Origin of the sequence: Streptomyces sp. col6 (genome assembly GCF_008042035.1) — a bacterium.
Classification (GTDB): Bacteria; Actinomycetota; Actinomycetes; order Streptomycetales; family Streptomycetaceae; genus Streptomyces.
Genome location: NZ_RDBL01000002.1, coordinates 708,517 through 726,184 on the forward strand (window position 1 = coordinate 708,517; position 17,668 = coordinate 726,184).

Consider the following 17,668-nt stretch of genomic DNA (forward strand, 5'->3'; position numbering starts at 1 on the left):
GGGCGGCCGCTAGGCCGTAGGCGGCCCGGGGCGCCACTCGAGCATCATGATCGTGGCGTCGTCGCTCAGCCGGTCGTGCTGGTACTCCCGGATGCTGTGGATGAGCTGCCGGAGAGCCTCGGACGCGGGTTCTCCGGCAGCCGTGGCCCGGATGATCGAGGCGGTGAACCGGTTCAGACCGAACTGGGTGCCGTCCGCCATCCGGGCCTCGGTCACGCCGTCGGTGTACAGCAGGATGCGGTCCCCCGGCTCCAGGGGCACCTCGTGGAGCACCCGTTCCGCGCCGCAGATCATTCCCGGGGTGCCCATGGGCGGTTCGCCGGGGCGGTCGAGGGCGTTGTCCAGGACGCGGTTGTCCCGGATCAGCAGCGGCGGCGGGTGACCGCAGTTGATCCAGCTCAGAATGCCGCTGGACATGTCCAGTTGCAGCGCGATGCCGGTGCAGAACTGGTCGGGCAGCCACTCGGCCAGCACATGGTCGACCGTCTTGACGAGCTCCCGCAGCCCCGACCCCTTGCGCCGGGCACTGCGGCAGCCGGCCATCGCGATCGCGCTGGTCATCCCGGACGCCAGGTTGTGGCCCATCGCGTCGAGGATCACGGCGTGCAGCGTGGACTCCGTCAGCGAGTGGTCGAAGGCGTCGCCGCCGAGCTCGTACGCCGGCTCCAGCACCGCTGTGGACAGCGCGCGGTCCTCGCCGACCGCGCGCGGCGGCAGCAGGGCCCGAACCATTTCGGCGGGCAGCGTCATCGTCTCGGTCCGGGCCCGCTGCACGAAGCGGTCACTGAACGCGCGCTTCGACGTGATGGCCATCGCCAGGACGGACGCCAGGCTGCCGCACCGCTCCAGCAGCGTCCTGTCCAGTGTGTCCGCCTGGACACCGATGACCCCCAGCCGCTCCACCCCGTCCACCAGCGGCAGCCAGGCGATCAGCGTCTCGGTGTCCGTCGTCTCGACGCGCAGCGCCAGGGAGCGGTAGGCCGCCCCGGCCAGGGACGCGTCCACACGCAGCTGCGCCTCGCCCGAGAGCGGCGTCAGGCGCTGCTGCTGGAGGTCGACGATGTAGATCTCGACCCGGCGCAGGCCCAGCAGTCCCGCATACCGGTTCACCAGAGCCGGCAGATCGGTCGGCGCCGTGGCGTGCACCTCTGCCAGGAGCCCGTGCAGCAACCTCTCACCGTCACTGGTGGGGGAGTGTGTCATGGGGGTATCACCCGTCCGGCAGAGGTCTGCGCACTGGGAAAGAGCCAACCGCCCCGTCCCTGTGGGGCGCCAGTTCAGGGCGCCATTCGGCTGACCGGGCCGCTCGGTCCCGGAACGGGGCAAACGGAAAGGTGGTCCGGCCGGGAATTCCCGGCCGGACCACCTTTTTGTACCGTGGCTCAGATGCGACGGTGGCCGTGGTAATAGCCACCGATCTCCTCGTGATACCCCGGGTCGTCCGTGTGCTTGTCCTTGTCGAACTCGGGAGAATTCTTGATCTGTTCCTTGGTGAGGCCGACGAAGACCTTGCGCTCGTCCAGGTCGACGCTGCGCACGGTGCCGGCCGGCAGCAGCACGTGCTTGCCGAAGATCCAGACACCGGTATCCACCACGAGGTACGAGGAGTCGACTTCGTCCGAGTGCTTGTCGACCTTGCCGATGCTCCCGTCGGCGGCTTCGACCTTGAAACCGATCAGGTCGGTACCGGCGGTGTGGCCCGAGGTCGGCTGGTAGCCCCAGATGTTGTCACTCATAAAACGCTCCTTCGTCGAGATCGACTGCTTCTCGAAACTCCGCGTGCCCCACCTCCGGCCCGGTATTCACGGAGAATCCGCGACTTTCTCGGCGAAGGCAGGGAAGGCGGTTCCGTATCCCATTGCACCGGGCGCACTCCACAGGGAACACCCATAGTGGAAAGTGCGCCGGACCGGGTGGGGGAACGGCCCGAGCCGGATCTCCGAACATCAGCCCCGCACCGTCAGGAGCCCTCCCATGACCCGAGCACTCGCGCTCGTCTGCACCCTCTCCCCGTCACCGAAGCCGTCGAGCAGCCAGCTCCTGGCCGACCAGATCATGGCCGAACTCACCGATCTGGGAGTGCGGGGCGAAACGGTGCGGATCGTCGACCACGAGGTGCGGCCCGGGATCGCCCAGGACATGGGCGACGGTGACGAGTGGCCCCGGCTGCGCGAGAAGGTACTGGCGGCGGACATCCTGCTGCTGGCCACCCCGATCTGGCTCGGGCATCCGTCGAGCCTGTGCCAGCGCGTGCTGGAACGGCTGAACGCGGACATCTCCGAAACCGACGGCCAGGGACGGCAGTTGCCCTACGGCAAGGTCGCCATGGTGGCCGTCGTCGGCAACGAGGACGGCGCCCACAAGGTGAGCGCCGATGTCTTCCAGGGGCTCAACGACCTCGGCTTCACCCTGGCGCCCGGAGCGGTGAGCTACTGGGTCGGGGAGGCCCAGCACGGGACCGACTACCAGGATCTGGAGGAGACCCCCGAGGCCGTCAGGTCCACCACCCACACCATGGCCGTAAACGCCGCGCACCTCGCCCGGGTCCTGGCCGACGCGCCCTACCCCCCGCGCTGACGGGGTTCCTCTCCCTCTCGGCCCCTTGTCGCCGCCGCGTCAGGGGGCTTCGGCGGTACGGCTTTTGTCGCGCGTGTGTGGAACGCATGGCTCCGGGTAGTCGCAGTTTCGCGCACGCGTAAGCAGCCGACGTCCGATGAAAGGGGAATGATCGCCATGTCGACATCCGTATCCGTGCAGGTGGCGGGGTCCACGACCGATGCGCCGGCAGCACTTCCGGAGATAGCCGACCCGCTGAAGGTCGCGCCCAAGGACGCCCGTGCACTCAGCAAGCTGTTCTTCGACCGGTTGCAGACCCTCGAAGAGGGCACGGCCGAGTACCAGTACGCCCGCAACACGCTCATCGAGATGAACCTCACCCTGGTGCACTTCGCGGCCGCCCGCTACCGCAACCGCGGCAACGGCCAGATGGAAGACATCATCCAGGTGGGGACCATCGGGCTGATCAAGGCCATCGACCGCTTCGAACTCAGCCGCGAGGTCGAGTTCACCTCATTCGCGATCCCCTACATCGTCGGTGAGATCAAGCGCTTCTTCCGGGACACCACCTGGTCCGTCCACGTGCCCAGGCGGCTCCAGGAACTCCGGGTCACCCTCGCCAAGGCCAAGGAGGAACTCGCCACCACCCTCGGGCGCGAGGCCACGGTCGCCGAACTGGCCGAACGCCTCGACCTCAGCGAGGAGGACGTCATCGAGGGACTGGTCGCCTCCAACGGCTACACCGCGCACTCGCTCGACGTACCCCTCGACGGGGCGGAGACCGACAGCCCCAGCGGAGTCAGCCGCACCCACGCGGACATCACCGGCGAGTGCGACCCCGGAATGGAGCTGGTCGAAAACCTGCACGCCCTGGCGCCCCTGCTGGAGACGCTGGACGAACGGGAGCGCGCCATCGTCCAGATGCGCTTCGGCGAGGAGATGACGCAGTCCCAGATCGGTGAACGCCTCGGCCTGTCCCAGATGCACGTCTCACGGCTCATCGCCCGCATACTCGGCAGGCTCCGCGAAGGCATCCTCACCGAGGACTGAGCACTGTCCCTCGGTTCACCGGACGCGCGAGGAACTGCCGGACGTCTCGTCCTCGTCCTCGTCGTCGTCCGAACCCGGGACATGCACGTCCGTGACGTTGATGTTGATCTCGACGACATCGAGACCGGTCATCGTCTGCACCGCGTCCGTGACGTTCGTACGGATGTTGCGTGCGGTCTCCACGATGGGGGAACCGTACTCGACGACGATGTCGAGGTCGATGGCGGTCTCCTTCTCGCCGACCTCCACCTTGACACCCCGTCCGGGGTCGCTGGAGCGGGAGACCCTGTCCTTGACGGCGCCGAGCGCGCGTGAAGCGCCCTTGCCCACGGAGTAGACGCCGTCGGTCTCGCGTACCGCGATTCCGGCGATCGTCGACACCACGTTGTCCGCGATGGTCGTCGTGCCTCGTGTACCGCCCGCCGCGCCGCCTTCCAGCCGGGTGCCGCTGACGCTTTCGTTGGTCGCCATGAGTTCCTCACACGGAAGCTTGTCGGGGGAGAGGGGGCCTGCCGACGGAAGTCGTTCCGCCGTTCCGCCCCCTCTCCCACTGTCCTCCGGGTCCCGCACCCCCGCCATTCGGGTGGCCGCCGGCGGGGGAGCATCCCTCCGGTCAGTCGCGCGGCAGCAGCGACCCGAGCGGCCCGAGGTCGAGGTTCAGATCCTCGGGCCGCACACCGTGCTGCTCGCACAGCTCGGTCATCCGCTGCTCCAGCAGCATCAGCGTGGTACCGATCTCCTCGGTCTGCTCGTCCGTGAGATCACCCTCGTCGATCCGCCGGATCGCCTGCCGTTCCATCAGCTGGCGCAGCAGCTCCACCACCGTGAGCACCAGCGTGACCAGGTCCTGGCCCACCTTGCCGGAGTCCAGATCGACCCGCGCGTCCGTCACAACGGCCCCCCGTCCGCCCAGGGCGCCGGCACACGCTCGCTGACCGACGACAGCAGAGCGTGCAGCGACAGGCGTACGAGCGGCACGTCGGCGATCGCGATGACCAGGTCCCCGCTGATCACCACACCGGTCGCCAGCACCCGGTCCAGCAGATCGACCAGCGGCACGCCGATCGGCCCGCTCAGCGGCTCGGGCCCGTCCCACGGCACGACAGCGCGCTCCACCCCTACACCTCGCCCACGAAGGAGTACGGAACCCAGGGCCCCGACAGCTCGACCTGCGCCCCCGTCCCTTCCCGGAGGCTCTGGGCCAGCCGAGCCAGCTCCGCCGCGCGGTCCTCGGCCACCAGATAGGTGGCGTTGAGCACCTGGGTGCGCCGTTCGTCCGGTACGCGCGCGCCGTGCGGCGGGAGCCTGCGCGACGCCGTGGCCAGACCGCTCACGCCCGCGTCCACGACCTCGGCGATCCGCAGCCCGTCCGTCCGCTGCTGCTCGCGCCGGTCCCGGAGGCCCCGTTTCCGGTCGAGATAGGCCCGGCCGGCCCCGGAGGAAGGGCGCTGCGGGGCGGCCTCGGCGGCCCGCCGGCCCGGTGCGTCGGCCACGTACACCTTCACGCCCCACTCGGAGTGGCCCGCCGTACGCTCCAGGGCCGCGTGGAAGCGCTGCGACTCCCGGACCAGCGAGGCCCGCGCCCGCTGCTCGTCGTGGTACAGCGTCGCCAGCGGGAGAGGCACCGTCGGGTACCGGTCCGCCACCGCGCACACGACGTCGTGATGGGCCCGCGCGTACCGTTCGAGCTCGGGCTCGTCCGCGAGGCGCGCCTGCCACGCCTCGTCGGTGAAATCCGCCGCCCGTACGGTCTGCACCACCGCCGTGAGCGCCGGGCCCACGGCCAGCGCGCGCAGGGGGCTCTCGCACGTGACGCCCGACGGCCCGGCGAGGACGGGTGGCTCCTCGGCACGGCACACCGCGTAGACGTAGACGGCCTCGGCTCCGGCGGGCGCGGGGGTGTCCTCGGTCATGTACTCGGTTCTCCTCGGTTCGCCTCGGTTCATCTCCGGGACGAGGGCTTCGTTCCGGACTCCTGCGGCTCCTGCGCGTCGGACGTCCCCGACTCCAGGGCTTCCAGACGGGCGCGCAGCTCCCGGTTCTCGTCCTGGAGGGCGTTGCGCGCCGCGTGCGAACTGAGCGCGGGGTCGGTCTCCCACCAGTCGATGCCGGCCTTCTTCGCCGTGTCGACGGAGGCGACGAAGAGGCGCAGCCGGATGGTGAGCAGCTCGATGTCCAGCAGGTCGATCTTGATGTCGCCGGCGATGACGATGCCCTTGTCCAGGACGCGTTCGAGGATGTCGGCGAGGTTGGTGGTCTGCGGACCGGAGGGCGCGTAGGCGTCCTGCCGGAAGTCGAGGTCAGTCACGCCGGGACCTCCGCCCGTGCCGCCTGGCGGGAGCGGGCTCGGGCTCCTCGTCCTCGTCGTCCTCTTCCTTGCCCTCTTCTTCCTCGTCGTCCTCCGGTTCCTCGTCGTCCTCCCACTCGTCCTCGTCGTCCCCCTCGCCGTCCTCGTCCTCGTCCTCGTCCTCGTCCTCGTAGGCCTCGTCGTCCTCCGGCTCCTCCTCGTCGCCCTCGGACTCCTCCTCCTCGGCCACGGCGTCCTCGTGGGAGACGACGACCTCTCCGTCGCGGATCTCGCCGCGCCAGCCGTCGGGCTCCTCGTCGGTGAGCGTGACGTACCGCTGGAAGTGCTTGAAGTCCAGGCGGATACGGCGCCCCTGGACGCGCCAGAGGTTGCCCGTCTTCTCGAAGAAGCCCGACGGGTAGTACTCGACGACCAGCACGATGCGCGTCAGGTTCGGCGTCAGCTCGTGGAAGCTGACGGCGCCGCGCGTGGTGCCCTTGGAGCCCTCCGACGTCCAGACGATGCGTTCGTCGGGGATCTGTTCCTGGACGGTCGCCTTGAAGCTGCGCGAGGACGGCCCGATCTTGACCTTCCAGTCGCTCGTGGCCTCGTCGCTCGTCGATACGTCCTGGACGCCCTTCGCGAAGCTGCTGAAGCGGTCGTACTGGGTCCAGTAGTCGTACGCGGTACGCAGCGGCACACCGACGTCGAGCACCTCGACGATGTTCATCGACTTGCCGCCGCCGCCCGACTTGCTCTTGCCCTTGCCGCCGCCGAACGCCTCCTTGGCCTTCTCCGTGACGTTGTCCTTCACACCCTTGGCCTTCTCCGAGACGAACGACTTCAGCGGGGACTCGCCCTGGAGGACACGGGAGGCGACGGCGGGCAGGGAGCCGCCGCTGTCCGCGGAGTCGGTGAGCTGCTGCGCGACATCCGTCAGCTTGCCGCTCGCCTTGCCCGCGAGGTCCTCCACCTTGGCGCTGAGGAAGCCCGACAGTTCCTCCCGGAGTCTGTCGAGACCCGAATCCTGTGTCCCGGACTCGTCGCGCTCGTCCTGTTCTGTCCTGGCCATGACTCGCTACCTCCGACGATCGGTGCGCTTGGAAGCGGTCCGCTTGGACGACGACGTCTTCTTCGCGGCGGTCTTCTTCGCCGGAGAGGTCTTCTTGGCCGCGGCCTTCTTAGCGGGAGCCGTCTTCTTCGGCGCCGCCTTCTTGGCCCGAGCCGCCTTCCTGGCGGGAGCGCTCTTCTTCGCCGCCGGCTTCTTCGTGGCGGCCTTCTTCGTGGCGGACTTCTTGGCGGGTGCCGCCTTCTTGGCCGGAGCGGTCTTCTTCGCGGTCTTCTTCGCGGCCTTCTTGGCCGGTGCCTTTCCGGCGTCGCCCTTGCGGGCCGGCCGCCGGCGGGGAGGCGCGTGCTCTTCTTCCGGTTCCGGCTCCGGTTCCTCTTCTTCTCCCTCTTCGTCTTCTTCCTCGTCCTCGTAGCCCTGGTCCTCGTCCTCGTCCTCGTCCCAGGGCTCGTCCTCGTCCTCGTACGGGGCGTCCCCGCCCTCCGGCTCCTCTTCGTCCTCGTCGTACTCGTCCTCGTACACGTCCTCCTCGCGCGGACCCTCGATGAGGCGGGCGGTGCGGTCGCTGATCGTGTCGGCCACTGACGCCATGCGGCGGTTGGCCGCCGCCGTCACGGCCTTGCGGCCCGCGTCCATCACCTCGCCCCTCAGCTGCTCCTGGAGCTCGGCGAACTGGGGGACCTCGCCGAGGCGGCGCACGCCCTCCGCGGCGAGCTGGCGGGGTTCGAGCCCGAACCGTCTGCCCGCCAGGTACGTCGCCACGGTCAGGGCCATCCGGCCCTTCTTGGTCCGGCCCAGCACGTAGCCGCCCACTACCGCGGCCGCGAGTGCCACTTTCGCCTGGTCATCCATGAGTACGCCACCTTCGATCGTTTGGCTCTCGGCCCGTCCGAGCGGCGTGCAGCCGGTCGAGCAGCCGCTCCTCTTCCCGTTCGAATTCCTCCGGCGTGATGTCCCCGGCCTCCAACTCCTGGTTGAGTACGGCCAGTTGCGTGCGCAGGACGTGGGGATCGTGAAGCTCCCGCTCCGCCGCGTCGTGAAGCTTCTCCGCCACCCAGACCACCCCCCGGACAGGGGCGACGGGCAAGGTGAGCAGTCCGGTGATCAGGCCCATCTCAGCCACCGCCCACAGACGCCGGGCGGGCCTCGGCGGCCACGAAGCTGTAGCACGGCAGCGGCCCGGCCAGACGGACCTGCACATGGCTCCGGTGGGCGCCCGCGAACCGGTGCGCCTCGGCCATGAAGTCCTCACCGGCACCGCGTTCCACCAGGAACGAGACGTTGAGGGCGCACCCCTGGACCTCCGGGCCCGCCGCCACCGCCCGCGCCCTCGGCGTCAGTTCCCGCAGCAGCCGTCGTCCCGCCTCGGACGCCCGGCGTGCGAGGGCGGCGGCCACCGCTTCGCCCAGCCGCAGACTGGCCTCGTACCCCGGACGCCGGCGCGCGGTGTCACGGAGCCTGCGTACGGTGCTGTCCTCGGCGACGACATCGGCGAGCGCGTCCTCGGCCGCCAGCGCCTTGACGTTGATCTCGTGGCAGCCCGCGAGCCGCTCCAGGGCCTTCGTGTGAGCCGCCTCGTCGGCCGCCAGCTGCCGCAGCACGGTGTCCCGGCCGGGAGCGACCATGCCGAACCGCATGGGCAGTACGGGCCCCTCGTCCATGAGGCGCAGCAGCAGGTCCTGATGAGCCAGCAGATCGCGGCGACGTGCCCGGAGATCCGGGGGAGCGTCGCTGACGACGGCGGCCAGCCGGCCGTGCCGGAGGATCCGGAGGCGGGCAGGCGGGCCGCCCACCCCGCCCTGCCCGTCCGGCAGGGTGATGTCCGCCCGGGTGATCGCGTAGACGTACACCCCGTCGGCTGTCACGGCTCAGGCCTCCACACGGCGGCGCCGGCTCTCACTGCTGCGCGCCGGGGCACGCCGCTTCCTCGGCCGCTCCTCCGGCTCCTCCTCCGCTTCGTCACCGCCGACCGCCTTGCGTACGGTGTCGCCCACCGACTCGGCCGCCCTGCGCACCTTCCGCTTGCCGATCGACTTGGCGGCACCGCCGCCGATCAGCTCCGGAACCGTGGTGCTGCCGGAGTCCCGCTCCAGGTCCAGCCGGTTGCACGCCTCGGCGAACCGCAGATAGGTGTCCACGCTCGCGACGACGATGCGCGCGTCTATCTTCAGGATCTCGATGCCGACCAGGGAGACCCTGATGAACACATCGATCACCATGCCCCGGTCGAGGATCAGCTCCAGGACGTCGTACAGAGTGCCGGCGCGCGGCGGGCAGGCGACGACTTCGTCGGAGTAGGTGGTCGCGGTCATGGAATGTCCTTCCGGCAGGGGAGTGGACGCGGCTCACTCGTCGGCGGCGCCCCGGCGGTACCGGCGGACCCTGCGGTACTCCAGGAGCTCACCGGACCGGTCCAGCTGCACCTCGTAGGAGGCGAGGAGGCTCGTCGTGTCCGGAATCCGGGGCACTTCGAGAACGTCCACGACGACGCACCAGCCGTCGTCGGTGCGCCGGACGGCGGACACGCCCTCCGTGTGGTGGTCGATGAGACCCGCCAGGCTCTGGCAGGCAGCGCGGGCCGCATGCTCGGGGCCCCGTGCGGACGAGGCGCGACGAGTGGTCGCCGTTTTCGTGGTTCCGGCATGGGAGCGCCGCTGGTCTGCCATGGCACCCAGTCTGCTCACTCTCGCCGCCCCCGCATCTTGGGCGAGGTCATTGGGACGTGCGCTGCGCGGTGCCCACACGCACGGCCCCGTAGACAGTGTCTACGTCCGCCTGGTAGACACTGTCTATGGATCACTCGAACCCCCTGCGGGAACGCCTGGTCGACGCGGGCGTCGACCTCGTCATGACCGAAGGCTCCGCCGCGCTCGGACTGCGCGAGATCGCCCGCCGGGCGGGGGTGTCCCACGGGGCGCCACGCCGCTACTTCCCGACGCACCACTCCCTGCTCTCCGCCATCGCCCGGCGGGGCTTCACCGACCTCACCGCCCGGCTGGCGGCGGCTACGGAGGGAGTACGGACCCCGCGCGACCGGCTGCGGGCCCTCGCTGAGGCGTTCCTGGTCCACGCTGCGGAGCACCGCGGCATGTTCGAGCTGATGTTCCGCCACGACCTGCTCGACAGCGAGGCCCATGCGGGTGACGCGCGGCCGGCCGGGGCACAGGAGGGCGGGGCGCGGTCCGAGGCGGCCCCCGCCGACGCCGGGACGACGGACCGGCCGCGGCTGCGCGACTCGACCCTCCCGCTGTTCGCGCACCTCGTCGAGCTCGTCGCCCGGGACCGCGACCACTGGAGGGCGCGCTGCACGGGCCCCTCGTACGCATCCGCCCCGCCGCCCGCCGTGACCGCGGCCGCCCTGTGGACCAACCTGCACGGCATCGCCGTACTCCGGGCGAGCGGAGCCCTCCCGCTCGCCCTGGGCACCTCGCTTCCCGAGGGCGCCGATGGGCCGGACCCCCTCGTCACGGCGGTGCTCGACGGCCATCTCGGCCGGGTGAACCCGTGACGACCACCGCGGTGCGGCCCCACGCCGCGCTCCTGGCCTCGGTGGCGGGCGCGATGATCGTGGCCCTGGACGGCACGGTGCTGCTCATCGCCCAGCCGGAGCTGCGACGCGATCTCGGGGCGACGGTGACCCAGGTCCAGTGGACGAGCACCGGCTACCTGCTCGCCGTCGCCGCCCTCCTCGTCGTCGCCGGGCGGCTGGGGGACCGGTACGGGCACCGGAGGCTGCTGTGCGTCGGGGCGCTCGGCTTCGGCGCCGCGTCGGCGGGCATCGGGCTCGCTCCGGGCATCGGCTGGGTCATCGCGTCGCGCGCCGCCCAGGGCGTGTTCGGCGCCCTCCTGCAACCGGCGACGCTCGCCCTGCTCCGGCTCGTGTACCCGGCGGACCGGCTCGGCGCGGTGGTCGCCCTGCGCACCAGCGCGATCGGGGTGGCCGCGGCGGCCGGCCCGGTGCTCGGCGGAGTGCTGGTCACGCACTGGGGGTGGCGGGCCGTGTTCCTGATCAACATCCCGGCCGCCCTCGCCATCGCCGCCCTCACCCTCGCCGTACGCGTCCCGGACGTGCCGCGCGTCGCGTTCCGCCGGTTCGACCTCGCCGCCGGCGCCCTGCTGGCCGCCGCGCTCGCCGTCCTCGTCCACACCCTGGCAGGTATCCCGGAGGAGGGCTGGACCGGCGCCGGGACCGGGCTCGGTCTTCTGCTGAGCGCGCTGCTCGGGGCGGCACTGATCGGCTACGAACGCCGCAGCGCACAGCCGGTCGTGCCGCCGGCGGTGACGCGCTCGGTGCCCGTGATGGCCTCGATGGCGCTGCTGCTCACCACCTCCGGCGGGCTGTTCGGCGCGCTGTTCGTGGTCACCTTCTTCCTGCAGCAGGGCCTCGGCCTCGACCCGCTCGCCTGCGGACTGCGCTGCCTGCCGCTGACCCTGCTCATGATCGCCGGAGCGCCCGTCGCATCGGCCGCCCTGACCCGGTTCGGGCCTCGCCGCACCGCGCTCACGGGCCAGATGGGCGTCGTGGCCGCCGTCCTGGGCCTCTCCCAGCTGTCCCCCGGGGCCTCCTGGACCGGGACGGGCCTGGTCCTCGCGCTCCTGGGCGCGGGCTTCACCGCCGTCATGGTCACCGCCACCGGCACCGTCGTCGGGGACGCGCCACCCGGATACGCGGGGGTGGTCGGGGGCCTCAAGCAGACCGCCATGAACGTGGGTCCGACGCTCGGGATCGCCGTCGCCGCCGGGCTGATGCCCCTCACCGCACCGGCGCAATCGGCCCTCGCCGGTCCATGGCCCGGCATGGGGCAGGCGCTGCCGGCGGTCGCCGCCCTCGCCGCGCTCGGCCTGCTCCCGGCGTCGCTGCTGCCCCGGCGCTGATCCCGACCCGGCAGGCGCCTCGCCCGAACGCCTGCCCCCGGAGCGCTCGCCTCGTGGGTCACGGCGGCCGCCAGTACGCTGCCAGAGGATCACGACCGGTGAACGAGGAGCAGACCGATGGACCTCCGCCTGAGGACGATCAGCCGGGACGAGCACCTGGCGTTCGTCGACAGCCTGCCGTCGGCGAGTCACATGCAGGTCCCGTCCTGGGGCGAGGTGAAACCCGACTGGCGGGCGGAGAGCCTCGGCTGGTTCGACGACACCGGCCGGATCACCGGCGTGGCCCTGGTCCTGTACCGGCCGCTCCCGAAGCTCAAGCGCTTCCTCGCCTATCTCCCCGAAGGGCCCGTGATCGACTGGTACGACGACGACCTCGACCGGTGGCTGAAGCCGCTCCTCGACCACCTCAAGGGGCAGGGCGCGTTCACCGTGAAGATGGGCCCGCCCGTCGTCGCCCGCCGCTGGGACGCGGCCACCGTGAAGGAGGCCGTCGCCGACCCGGAGGCGCACCGCCTCGGCGAGGTCGCCCCCACGGAACAGGACCCACGCGCCTTCGCGCTGATGGACCGTCTGCGGGCCGCGGGCTGGCAGCAGTCCGGCGGCGACAGCGAGGAGGGCTTCGCCGCAGGCCAGCCGCGTTACGTCTTCCAGCTTCCCCTCGCGGGCCGCTCGCTCGACGAGATCCTGAGCGGCTTCAACCAGCTGTGGCGCCGCAACATCAAGAAGGCGGACAAGGCCGGCGTCAAGGTCGTCCGGGGCGACTACGCCGACCTGGACACCTTCTACGCCCTCTACACCGAGACCGCAGAACGCGACCGGTTCATCCCCCGCCCCCTGGAGTACTTCCAGCGCATGTGGAAGGCGCTCACCGCCGAACACCCGGACCGGATGAGGCTCTACCTCGCGGCGCACGACGGGGACGTACTGGCCGCGGCCACCATGCTCACCGTCGGCGGCCACGTCTGGTACTCGTACGGCGCCTCCACCAGCCGCAGGCGCGAGGTCCAGCCCAACAACGCCATCCAGTGGCAGATGATCCGCGACGCCCACGCCCTGGGCGCGCACGTCTACGACTTCCGGGGCACGACCGACACGCTCGACGAGAGCAACCATCTGCTGGGCCTGCTCCGCTTCAAGGCCGGCACCGGGGGACAGGCGGCCGAGTACGCCGGCGAGTGGAACTACCCGCTCAACAAGGTCCTGCACAAGGCGTTCAACCTGTACATGGCCCGGCGGTAGCGCCCTGCGGGATTCACCCCTCGCCGGGGTCCAGCACCTCCAGCGGCCGGACCGCCGGGCCCTGGAGGACCGTCCCGTCGACAGCGAAACGCGATCCGTGGCACGGGCACTCCCACGCCGTCTCGGCCTCGTTGAACGCCACCAGACACCCCAGATGCGTACAGCGCGCGGACACCGCACGCACGCTGCCGTCCGGTTCCCGGTACACGGCGCAGCGACGGCCCTTCACCCGGACCACCGCCCCCGTGCCCGGCGGGACCTGGCTCACCGAGTCCAGGTGGCTGACGCGCAGCCGGTCGCCGACGAAGTGTTTCGCCACCTCCGCCTGCGCTCCCAGCAGCGACCCCGCCTCGCGCACCGCGCTGCCCAGCCGACGCGGGTCGTACAGCTCCGCCCACGGCAGCGCCGGGGTCCCCTCGGAGATGAGTGAGGTCAGCAGGCGGCCGGCGAGCACCCCACCGGTCATGCCCCAGCCGCCGAAACCGGTCGCCACATACGTATGACGGGCCCCGATGTGGAACGGCCCGATGAGCGGCACCGTATCGCTGGGATCGTTGTCCTGCGCCGCCCACCGGTACGCCGTCGGGCCCACCGGGAACCGTTCGTGCATCCAGCCGTCGAGCCGGCGGAACCCCTCCGCGGGGTCCCCGGTGCCCGGTGTGAAGCTCTCCCCGGTCACGATCAGCAGACGCCTGCCGTCGTCGAGCGGGGCGGAGCGCACCGAGCGCTTCCCCTCGTCCTCCGTGATGTACATGCCCTCAGGCGCCTCGTCCGCCGCGATCGGCGCCGCGACGACCAGCTCCCGCCGGGGCGAGAGCCGGGCGAACAGCATCGCGCGGTCGAAGACCGGGTAGTGCGTGGCCACCACCACGTTCCTGGCCGTCACTGTCCGCCCCGACTCGCTGGTCACCCGGCACGGTGTGCCCTCCGCGAGACCGGTGACCCGGCTGCGCTCGAAGACGCGGCCCCCGCGCGCGACCAGGTCCCCGGCCAGGGCCAGCAGGTACTTGCGCGGGTGGAACTGGGCCTGGCCTCCGGCCCGTACCGCCCCGGCCACCGGGAACGGCAGGTCGGTCCCGGTGACGTACGCGGCGTCGAGACCCGCCTCTACGGCGGCGCGCGCCTCCGCCTCGATCAGCGGCCGTGACGCCTCCGATGCCGCGTAGGCGTACGCGCTCACCCGCTCCAGGTCGCACGCGATCCGCAGCTCCTCGACGATGCCGGCCACCCGGTCCACCGCATCCTGCTGCGACGCCGCGTACAGCCGGGTGGCGTCCACGCCCCTGGTCCGCCGCAGCCTGTCGTACACCAGGGACTGGAGCGCGGAGACCTTGGCCGTGGTGTAGCCGGTGACTCCCGCCGCGATGCGGTCCGCCTCCAGCACCACCACGCTGCGCCCCGTCCGGCTCAGCTCCCATGCCGTGCTCAGGCCCGCGATCCCGCCGCCGATCACGACGACGTCCGCATCGGTGTCCGAGGCCAGGGACGGGTGGTCCGGCGCGGCGGTGGTGTCCATCCAGAAGGACTCGTCCAGTCCGGGCAGGGGGCGGGGGTGGGTCATGGTGTGCTCTCCCGATCGTTCCGGGCCGGCGGGCCCGCTGCTTCCTGGTCCGGCCGCCGCCGGCGACGGCGGCCCATGACGCGGGCCACGGCCGGGACGTGCCCTGGGTCATACGGGGAGCGAGGGCCGGCGCAGTAGTCTGCACGGCGATCCAGCACCCGAGGGGACGCCCCGATGCCCGCAGACCTTTCCCCGCTCATAGCCGCCACCACCCGGTGGCTGACAGGTGCCTTCCCCGCCGGCGGGGGCCCGCTCACCGCTGCCCTGGCCGAGGCGCAGGCCCGCCAGGCCGTCACCGTGGCCACGTGGCTGCGCTACCCCACGGACCTGGACGCCGCCCTGGTGGTCCTGACCGGCCCCGGCGGTTCGGCCCGGCTCGACGCGCTCACCGGCGCCGAAGGCCACGCGGCGTGCAGTCCGCAGGATCTGGCCTGGCGCAGCTGGGTGGACGAGGTCGTCGCCAGCTGGGCCGCCCATCTGCTCACCGCGTCCGACGCGGCGAGGGAGGCGGTGCGGGCACTCGACCGGTGCGAGCACATCGTGGCCGGCCCCGCGGAATTCCGTCGCCTGACCGAACCCGGCGCGCACGATCTGGCGGCCACCGCGCTGCTGCGCCACCCCGATCTGCTGGAGCCGATAGCCCGCCTCCACCAGGCGGACCTGCTCGACCGGCTGCGCCTCGGTCCTGCCCGCGCCCGCTGAGCGCGCGGCGGACGGCTCAGCTCCTGCCGCGGCCGCTCAGCAGGTCGCGGGCCCGGTCGACCAGCCCGGCACCGGGGCCGAGGATCTTGTTGCCGGGCGGGGTGTCGGGGACGGAGGGGTGCGGACGGGTCGGGGCGGTCTTCTTCGCCGCCCGGATCCTCTCGCCCAACTGGTCCAGGGTCTCGGGGGAGACGGCCGCCGCGAGCAGCGGGAAGAGCCGGTTCTCCTCGTCGCGCACGTGCTCGCCGACCTCCAGTTTCAGCGTCGCCACCAGGTGGTCGAACTGCGGATCGTCCGCCGGCAGCCCTTCCAGCTCCTTGAGGTGCCGCTCCACCTTCGCGTGGTCCTCCAGCTCCTTGTCGGCCATGTCGTCGCCGTCGTCCACGTACCGCCGCACCACCGGGTACAGGTGCATCTCCTCCGCCACGGAGTGACGGACCAGTTCGATCGTCAGCTCGTCGGCGAGCTTCCTGCGCTGCTCGTCGCCGACCGGCTGGGCCTCGATCTTCGCGAACAGTTCGTCGACCTCGCGGTGGTCCGTGGTGAGCTCCGCGATCACATTTCCGCCGTGTCCCATCAGTGAGATCCCTCTCCGCTTGAGCGGTGTCCGCTGGTGTGGTGCGAGCCGAAGTCAGCCCACCGTTCCACAGGGGTACCCCCGAACCCCACCAACACACGGAGCCACGCCCCACGCTGCGCAGGCTGGCGTAACGGCCTGCCGCGACGCCTCACGACCGGGCGCCGGGCACCGCCGCGGCGAGCGGCCACGCCTCGATGTCGCGGTAACGGATCTGCCCGGGGCTGCGTCCCGCGTTGCTGCCGACCAGGTGCAGGCGCTCGGCAGGCCAGGAGTGGCCGCGGAACTCCGTGAGCCGTGCCGCGATCTCGCCGGCCGACGTGTGGTCGCCCCGGCGGACCCGGGCCAGGGTGAGATGGGGGCGCAGCGGCCGGTTCTCCAGGGCGATGCCGCGGTCCGCCACCACCGACCGGACGCCGGCGGCGAGCAGATGCAGTCCGTCGAGGTCCCCGGTGATCCCGCTCCACGCCACCCGTTCGTCGAACGTGCCGCTGCCGTGCAGGGCCAGGCGGGGAGCCGGGTGGGACGAGGCGAGTTCGGCGAGCGGCGGGCGCAGCAGCGGGACGGCCGCCACCGGGATCTCACCGAGGAACGCCAGGGTGATGTGCCAGTCCTCGACGCGGTTCCACCGCACCTGCGGATGCGTGTCGTACACCGGGCGCAGTTCCCGGGCCAGTTCGTCCTTCGCGGTGTCGGGCGGGGCCAGGGCGATGAACACGCGAACGGTCGCGGGCGGGTTCTCTTCGGTCACACGGCATTGGTATCGCATACGGACCGGGCCGCCTCCGCCGGGTGGGTGGGCCGCGCCCGAGGAAATGTTACTCAGGGTGAGAGAAAAGGCCATGGGTTGGGTATGGGGCGCGCACCCGGCGCACGGGAGCGCGGCGCGATCGGTGCGTGCCCGCGGCTGAAGGGGCGTACGCCGGCGGTTATCCGGATTTGCGCGGGTCGTATTCAGCGAAACGTGCACAATCGGGACATTGTGTGGCCGGATATTTCCGGGGGAGTGGGCCTGGCATATGTCGCGGGCCGGCCTTCGTCCGGATCGCGGCCGTGCGCCTCCATAAGTAATGGGCCGAATTCGTCTCTTCGGCTGTCGGAGGTCATCTATGGTGATTGACGTGAACGGGCGAAGCCGGAAGACCGGCCGGCCATCGGCGTCACGTCGGTATCCCGAGGCGTAACGTATCTCCGTCCCGTGTGGCCGAGGTCGCGCGGAAGGGGTGGGCGGCTCGGTGGTGGGGGTGCGGTGATTCCGCGCGGCGGGCCCGCATATATCTGAAGAACATGCGGTGGCATGTGAGAAAACAAGTGGGGGACGGTCGTGACCAATCCTTTCGATGACGAGTCGGGGCGGTTCGTGACGCTGGTGAACGGCGAGGGGCAGTACTCGCTGTGGCCCGCGCACATCGAGGTTCCGGGCGGATGGAGCGTCGGCGGCCCGGAGGGTTCGCGACAGGAATGTCTCGACGCGATCGAGGCGGCGTGGACGGACATGCGGCCCGCCGGCCTGGTACGGGCCATGGAGTCGGACGCCGGATAGGGCGGCGCGGAGGCCGTCGGGTCGTGCGGGCCGCCCGGTCCGGGCGGCCCGCCACTCCTGCCTGAACTGATCAATTGTGTTCCAGTCCGAGCGTAATTGATCAGTTCGGAGTGGTGATCGAGCGGGCGCCGACTGAAAGTGTTCATGCCGCCGTCACGCGGCTTTCTCAGCTCATTGATGGACTGCCCAGGAGCATGTCCGCTCTACGCGAA

At 71.2% G+C, this 17,668-nt stretch carries 23 protein-coding genes; 7 read left to right on the forward strand and 16 right to left on the reverse strand.

Annotated features, from left to right (window positions below):
* Positions 1-9: 9 nt before the first annotated feature.
* Both EAO73_RS03255 and EAO73_RS03260 read right to left on the reverse strand, forming a co-directional pair.
* The gene (locus EAO73_RS03255) at positions 10-1,203 is read right to left on the reverse strand and encodes a PP2C family protein-serine/threonine phosphatase (protein ID WP_147969922.1); all 1,194 of its coding nucleotides are present in this window, start codon (positions 1,201-1,203) and stop codon (positions 10-12) included.
* 179 nt (positions 1,204-1,382) lie between these two features.
* Positions 1,383-1,736, reverse strand: coding sequence for a PRC-barrel domain-containing protein (locus tag EAO73_RS03260; protein ID WP_147969923.1), 354 nt, complete (start codon positions 1,734-1,736; stop codon positions 1,383-1,385).
* Positions 1,737-1,974: 238 nt separating this feature from the next.
* Here EAO73_RS03260 and EAO73_RS03265 point away from each other — a divergent pair, with 238 nt between their 5' ends.
* Positions 1,975-2,577 carry a flavodoxin family protein gene (locus EAO73_RS03265; protein ID WP_147969924.1) on the forward strand — a complete coding sequence of 201 codons (603 nt, stop codon included), beginning with the start codon at positions 1,975-1,977 and terminating at the stop codon, positions 2,575-2,577.
* A gap of 147 nt (positions 2,578-2,724) precedes the next feature.
* On the forward strand, positions 2,725-3,606 hold the full coding sequence (locus EAO73_RS03270) for an RNA polymerase sigma factor SigF (RefSeq protein WP_147969925.1): 882 nt from the start codon (positions 2,725-2,727) through the stop codon (positions 3,604-3,606).
* 15 nt (positions 3,607-3,621) lie between these two features.
* Here EAO73_RS03270 and EAO73_RS03275 read toward each other — a convergent pair whose 3' ends face one another.
* The 11 genes from EAO73_RS03275 to EAO73_RS03325 all read right to left on the reverse strand — a co-directional run bounded on the left by EAO73_RS03275 (position 3,622) and on the right by EAO73_RS03325 (position 9,625).
* The gene (locus EAO73_RS03275; RefSeq protein ID WP_147969926.1) at positions 3,622-4,077 is read right to left on the reverse strand and encodes an Asp23/Gls24 family envelope stress response protein; all 456 of its coding nucleotides are present in this window, start codon (positions 4,075-4,077) and stop codon (positions 3,622-3,624) included.
* A 142-nt stretch (positions 4,078-4,219) separates the two neighbouring features.
* Positions 4,220-4,498 (reverse strand): gas vesicle protein K, encoded by a 279-nt coding sequence (locus tag EAO73_RS03280; RefSeq protein WP_147969927.1) that lies wholly within the window; start codon positions 4,496-4,498, stop codon positions 4,220-4,222.
* Positions 4,495-4,722: a gas vesicle protein gene (locus EAO73_RS03285; protein WP_018524463.1), complete on the reverse strand. Its 228-nt coding sequence runs from the start codon at positions 4,720-4,722 to the stop codon at positions 4,495-4,497. The genes EAO73_RS03280 and EAO73_RS03285 overlap by 4 nt, the downstream gene beginning before the upstream one ends.
* Before the next feature lie 2 nt (positions 4,723-4,724).
* A complete protein-coding gene (locus tag EAO73_RS03290) occupies positions 4,725-5,519 on the reverse strand; it encodes a GvpL/GvpF family gas vesicle protein (protein ID WP_147969928.1) in 795 nt (264 codons plus the stop codon).
* 29 nt (positions 5,520-5,548) lie between these two features.
* Entirely contained in the window at positions 5,549-5,914 is a 366-nt protein-coding gene (locus EAO73_RS03295; RefSeq protein ID WP_147969929.1) for a gas vesicle protein, read from the reverse strand.
* A complete protein-coding gene (locus tag EAO73_RS03300; RefSeq protein WP_147969930.1) occupies positions 5,907-6,965 on the reverse strand; it encodes an SRPBCC family protein in 1,059 nt (352 codons plus the stop codon). The genes EAO73_RS03295 and EAO73_RS03300 overlap by 8 nt, the downstream gene beginning before the upstream one ends.
* Before the next feature lie 6 nt (positions 6,966-6,971).
* On the reverse strand, positions 6,972-7,811 hold the full coding sequence (locus EAO73_RS03305) for a histone protein (RefSeq protein WP_147969931.1): 840 nt from the start codon (positions 7,809-7,811) through the stop codon (positions 6,972-6,974).
* Positions 7,804-8,073: a gas vesicle protein GvpG gene (locus tag EAO73_RS03310; RefSeq protein ID WP_147969932.1), complete on the reverse strand. Its 270-nt coding sequence runs from the start codon at positions 8,071-8,073 to the stop codon at positions 7,804-7,806. Before EAO73_RS03310 ends, EAO73_RS03305 begins: the two co-directional genes overlap by 8 nt.
* Position 8,074: 1 nt before the next feature.
* On the reverse strand, positions 8,075-8,824 hold the full coding sequence (locus EAO73_RS03315) for a GvpL/GvpF family gas vesicle protein (protein WP_147969933.1): 750 nt from the start codon (positions 8,822-8,824) through the stop codon (positions 8,075-8,077).
* A gap of 3 nt (positions 8,825-8,827) precedes the next feature.
* Positions 8,828-9,271, reverse strand: a complete 444-nt coding sequence (gene gvpJ, locus EAO73_RS03320) for a gas vesicle protein GvpJ (protein ID WP_147969934.1) — start codon at positions 9,269-9,271, stop codon at positions 8,828-8,830.
* Between the two features lie 33 nt (positions 9,272-9,304).
* The gene (locus tag EAO73_RS03325) at positions 9,305-9,625 is read right to left on the reverse strand and encodes a gas vesicle protein (RefSeq protein ID WP_147969935.1); all 321 of its coding nucleotides are present in this window, start codon (positions 9,623-9,625) and stop codon (positions 9,305-9,307) included.
* A gap of 125 nt (positions 9,626-9,750) precedes the next feature.
* On the opposite strand from EAO73_RS03325, the gene EAO73_RS03330 reads away from it, so the two are divergent.
* The 3 genes from EAO73_RS03330 to EAO73_RS03340 all read left to right on the forward strand — a co-directional run bounded on the left by EAO73_RS03330 (position 9,751) and on the right by EAO73_RS03340 (position 13,073).
* Complete coding sequence (locus EAO73_RS03330; protein WP_147969936.1) at positions 9,751-10,467, forward strand: TetR/AcrR family transcriptional regulator; 717 nt, start codon at positions 9,751-9,753, stop codon at positions 10,465-10,467.
* Positions 10,464-11,834 carry an MFS transporter gene (locus tag EAO73_RS03335; RefSeq protein WP_147969937.1) on the forward strand — a complete coding sequence of 457 codons (1,371 nt, stop codon included), beginning with the start codon at positions 10,464-10,466 and terminating at the stop codon, positions 11,832-11,834. The genes EAO73_RS03330 and EAO73_RS03335 overlap by 4 nt, the downstream gene beginning before the upstream one ends.
* Before the next feature lie 117 nt (positions 11,835-11,951).
* The gene (locus EAO73_RS03340) at positions 11,952-13,073 is read left to right on the forward strand and encodes a lipid II:glycine glycyltransferase FemX (RefSeq protein WP_147969938.1); all 1,122 of its coding nucleotides are present in this window, start codon (positions 11,952-11,954) and stop codon (positions 13,071-13,073) included.
* Between the two features lie 13 nt (positions 13,074-13,086).
* On the opposite strand, the gene EAO73_RS03345 is transcribed toward EAO73_RS03340, so the two are convergent.
* The gene (locus tag EAO73_RS03345) at positions 13,087-14,634 is read right to left on the reverse strand and encodes an FAD-dependent oxidoreductase (RefSeq protein WP_147969939.1); all 1,548 of its coding nucleotides are present in this window, start codon (positions 14,632-14,634) and stop codon (positions 13,087-13,089) included.
* 174 nt (positions 14,635-14,808) lie between these two features.
* Between EAO73_RS03345 and EAO73_RS03350 the strand changes: the two genes are divergently transcribed.
* The gene (locus EAO73_RS03350) at positions 14,809-15,336 is read left to right on the forward strand and encodes a hypothetical protein (protein ID WP_147969940.1); all 528 of its coding nucleotides are present in this window, start codon (positions 14,809-14,811) and stop codon (positions 15,334-15,336) included.
* A gap of 16 nt (positions 15,337-15,352) precedes the next feature.
* Here EAO73_RS03350 and EAO73_RS03355 read toward each other — a convergent pair whose 3' ends face one another.
* Positions 15,353-15,913 (reverse strand): hemerythrin domain-containing protein, encoded by a 561-nt coding sequence (locus EAO73_RS03355; protein ID WP_147969941.1) that lies wholly within the window; start codon positions 15,911-15,913, stop codon positions 15,353-15,355.
* 151 nt (positions 15,914-16,064) lie between these two features.
* Positions 16,065-16,682, reverse strand: coding sequence for an RNA 2',3'-cyclic phosphodiesterase (gene thpR / locus EAO73_RS03360; RefSeq protein WP_147969942.1), 618 nt, complete (start codon positions 16,680-16,682; stop codon positions 16,065-16,067).
* Between the two features lie 555 nt (positions 16,683-17,237).
* On the opposite strand from thpR, the gene EAO73_RS03365 reads away from it, so the two are divergent.
* Positions 17,238-17,456, forward strand: a complete 219-nt coding sequence (locus EAO73_RS03365; protein ID WP_147969943.1) for an MbtH family protein — start codon at positions 17,238-17,240, stop codon at positions 17,454-17,456.
* Positions 17,457-17,668: the final 212 nt, after the last annotated feature.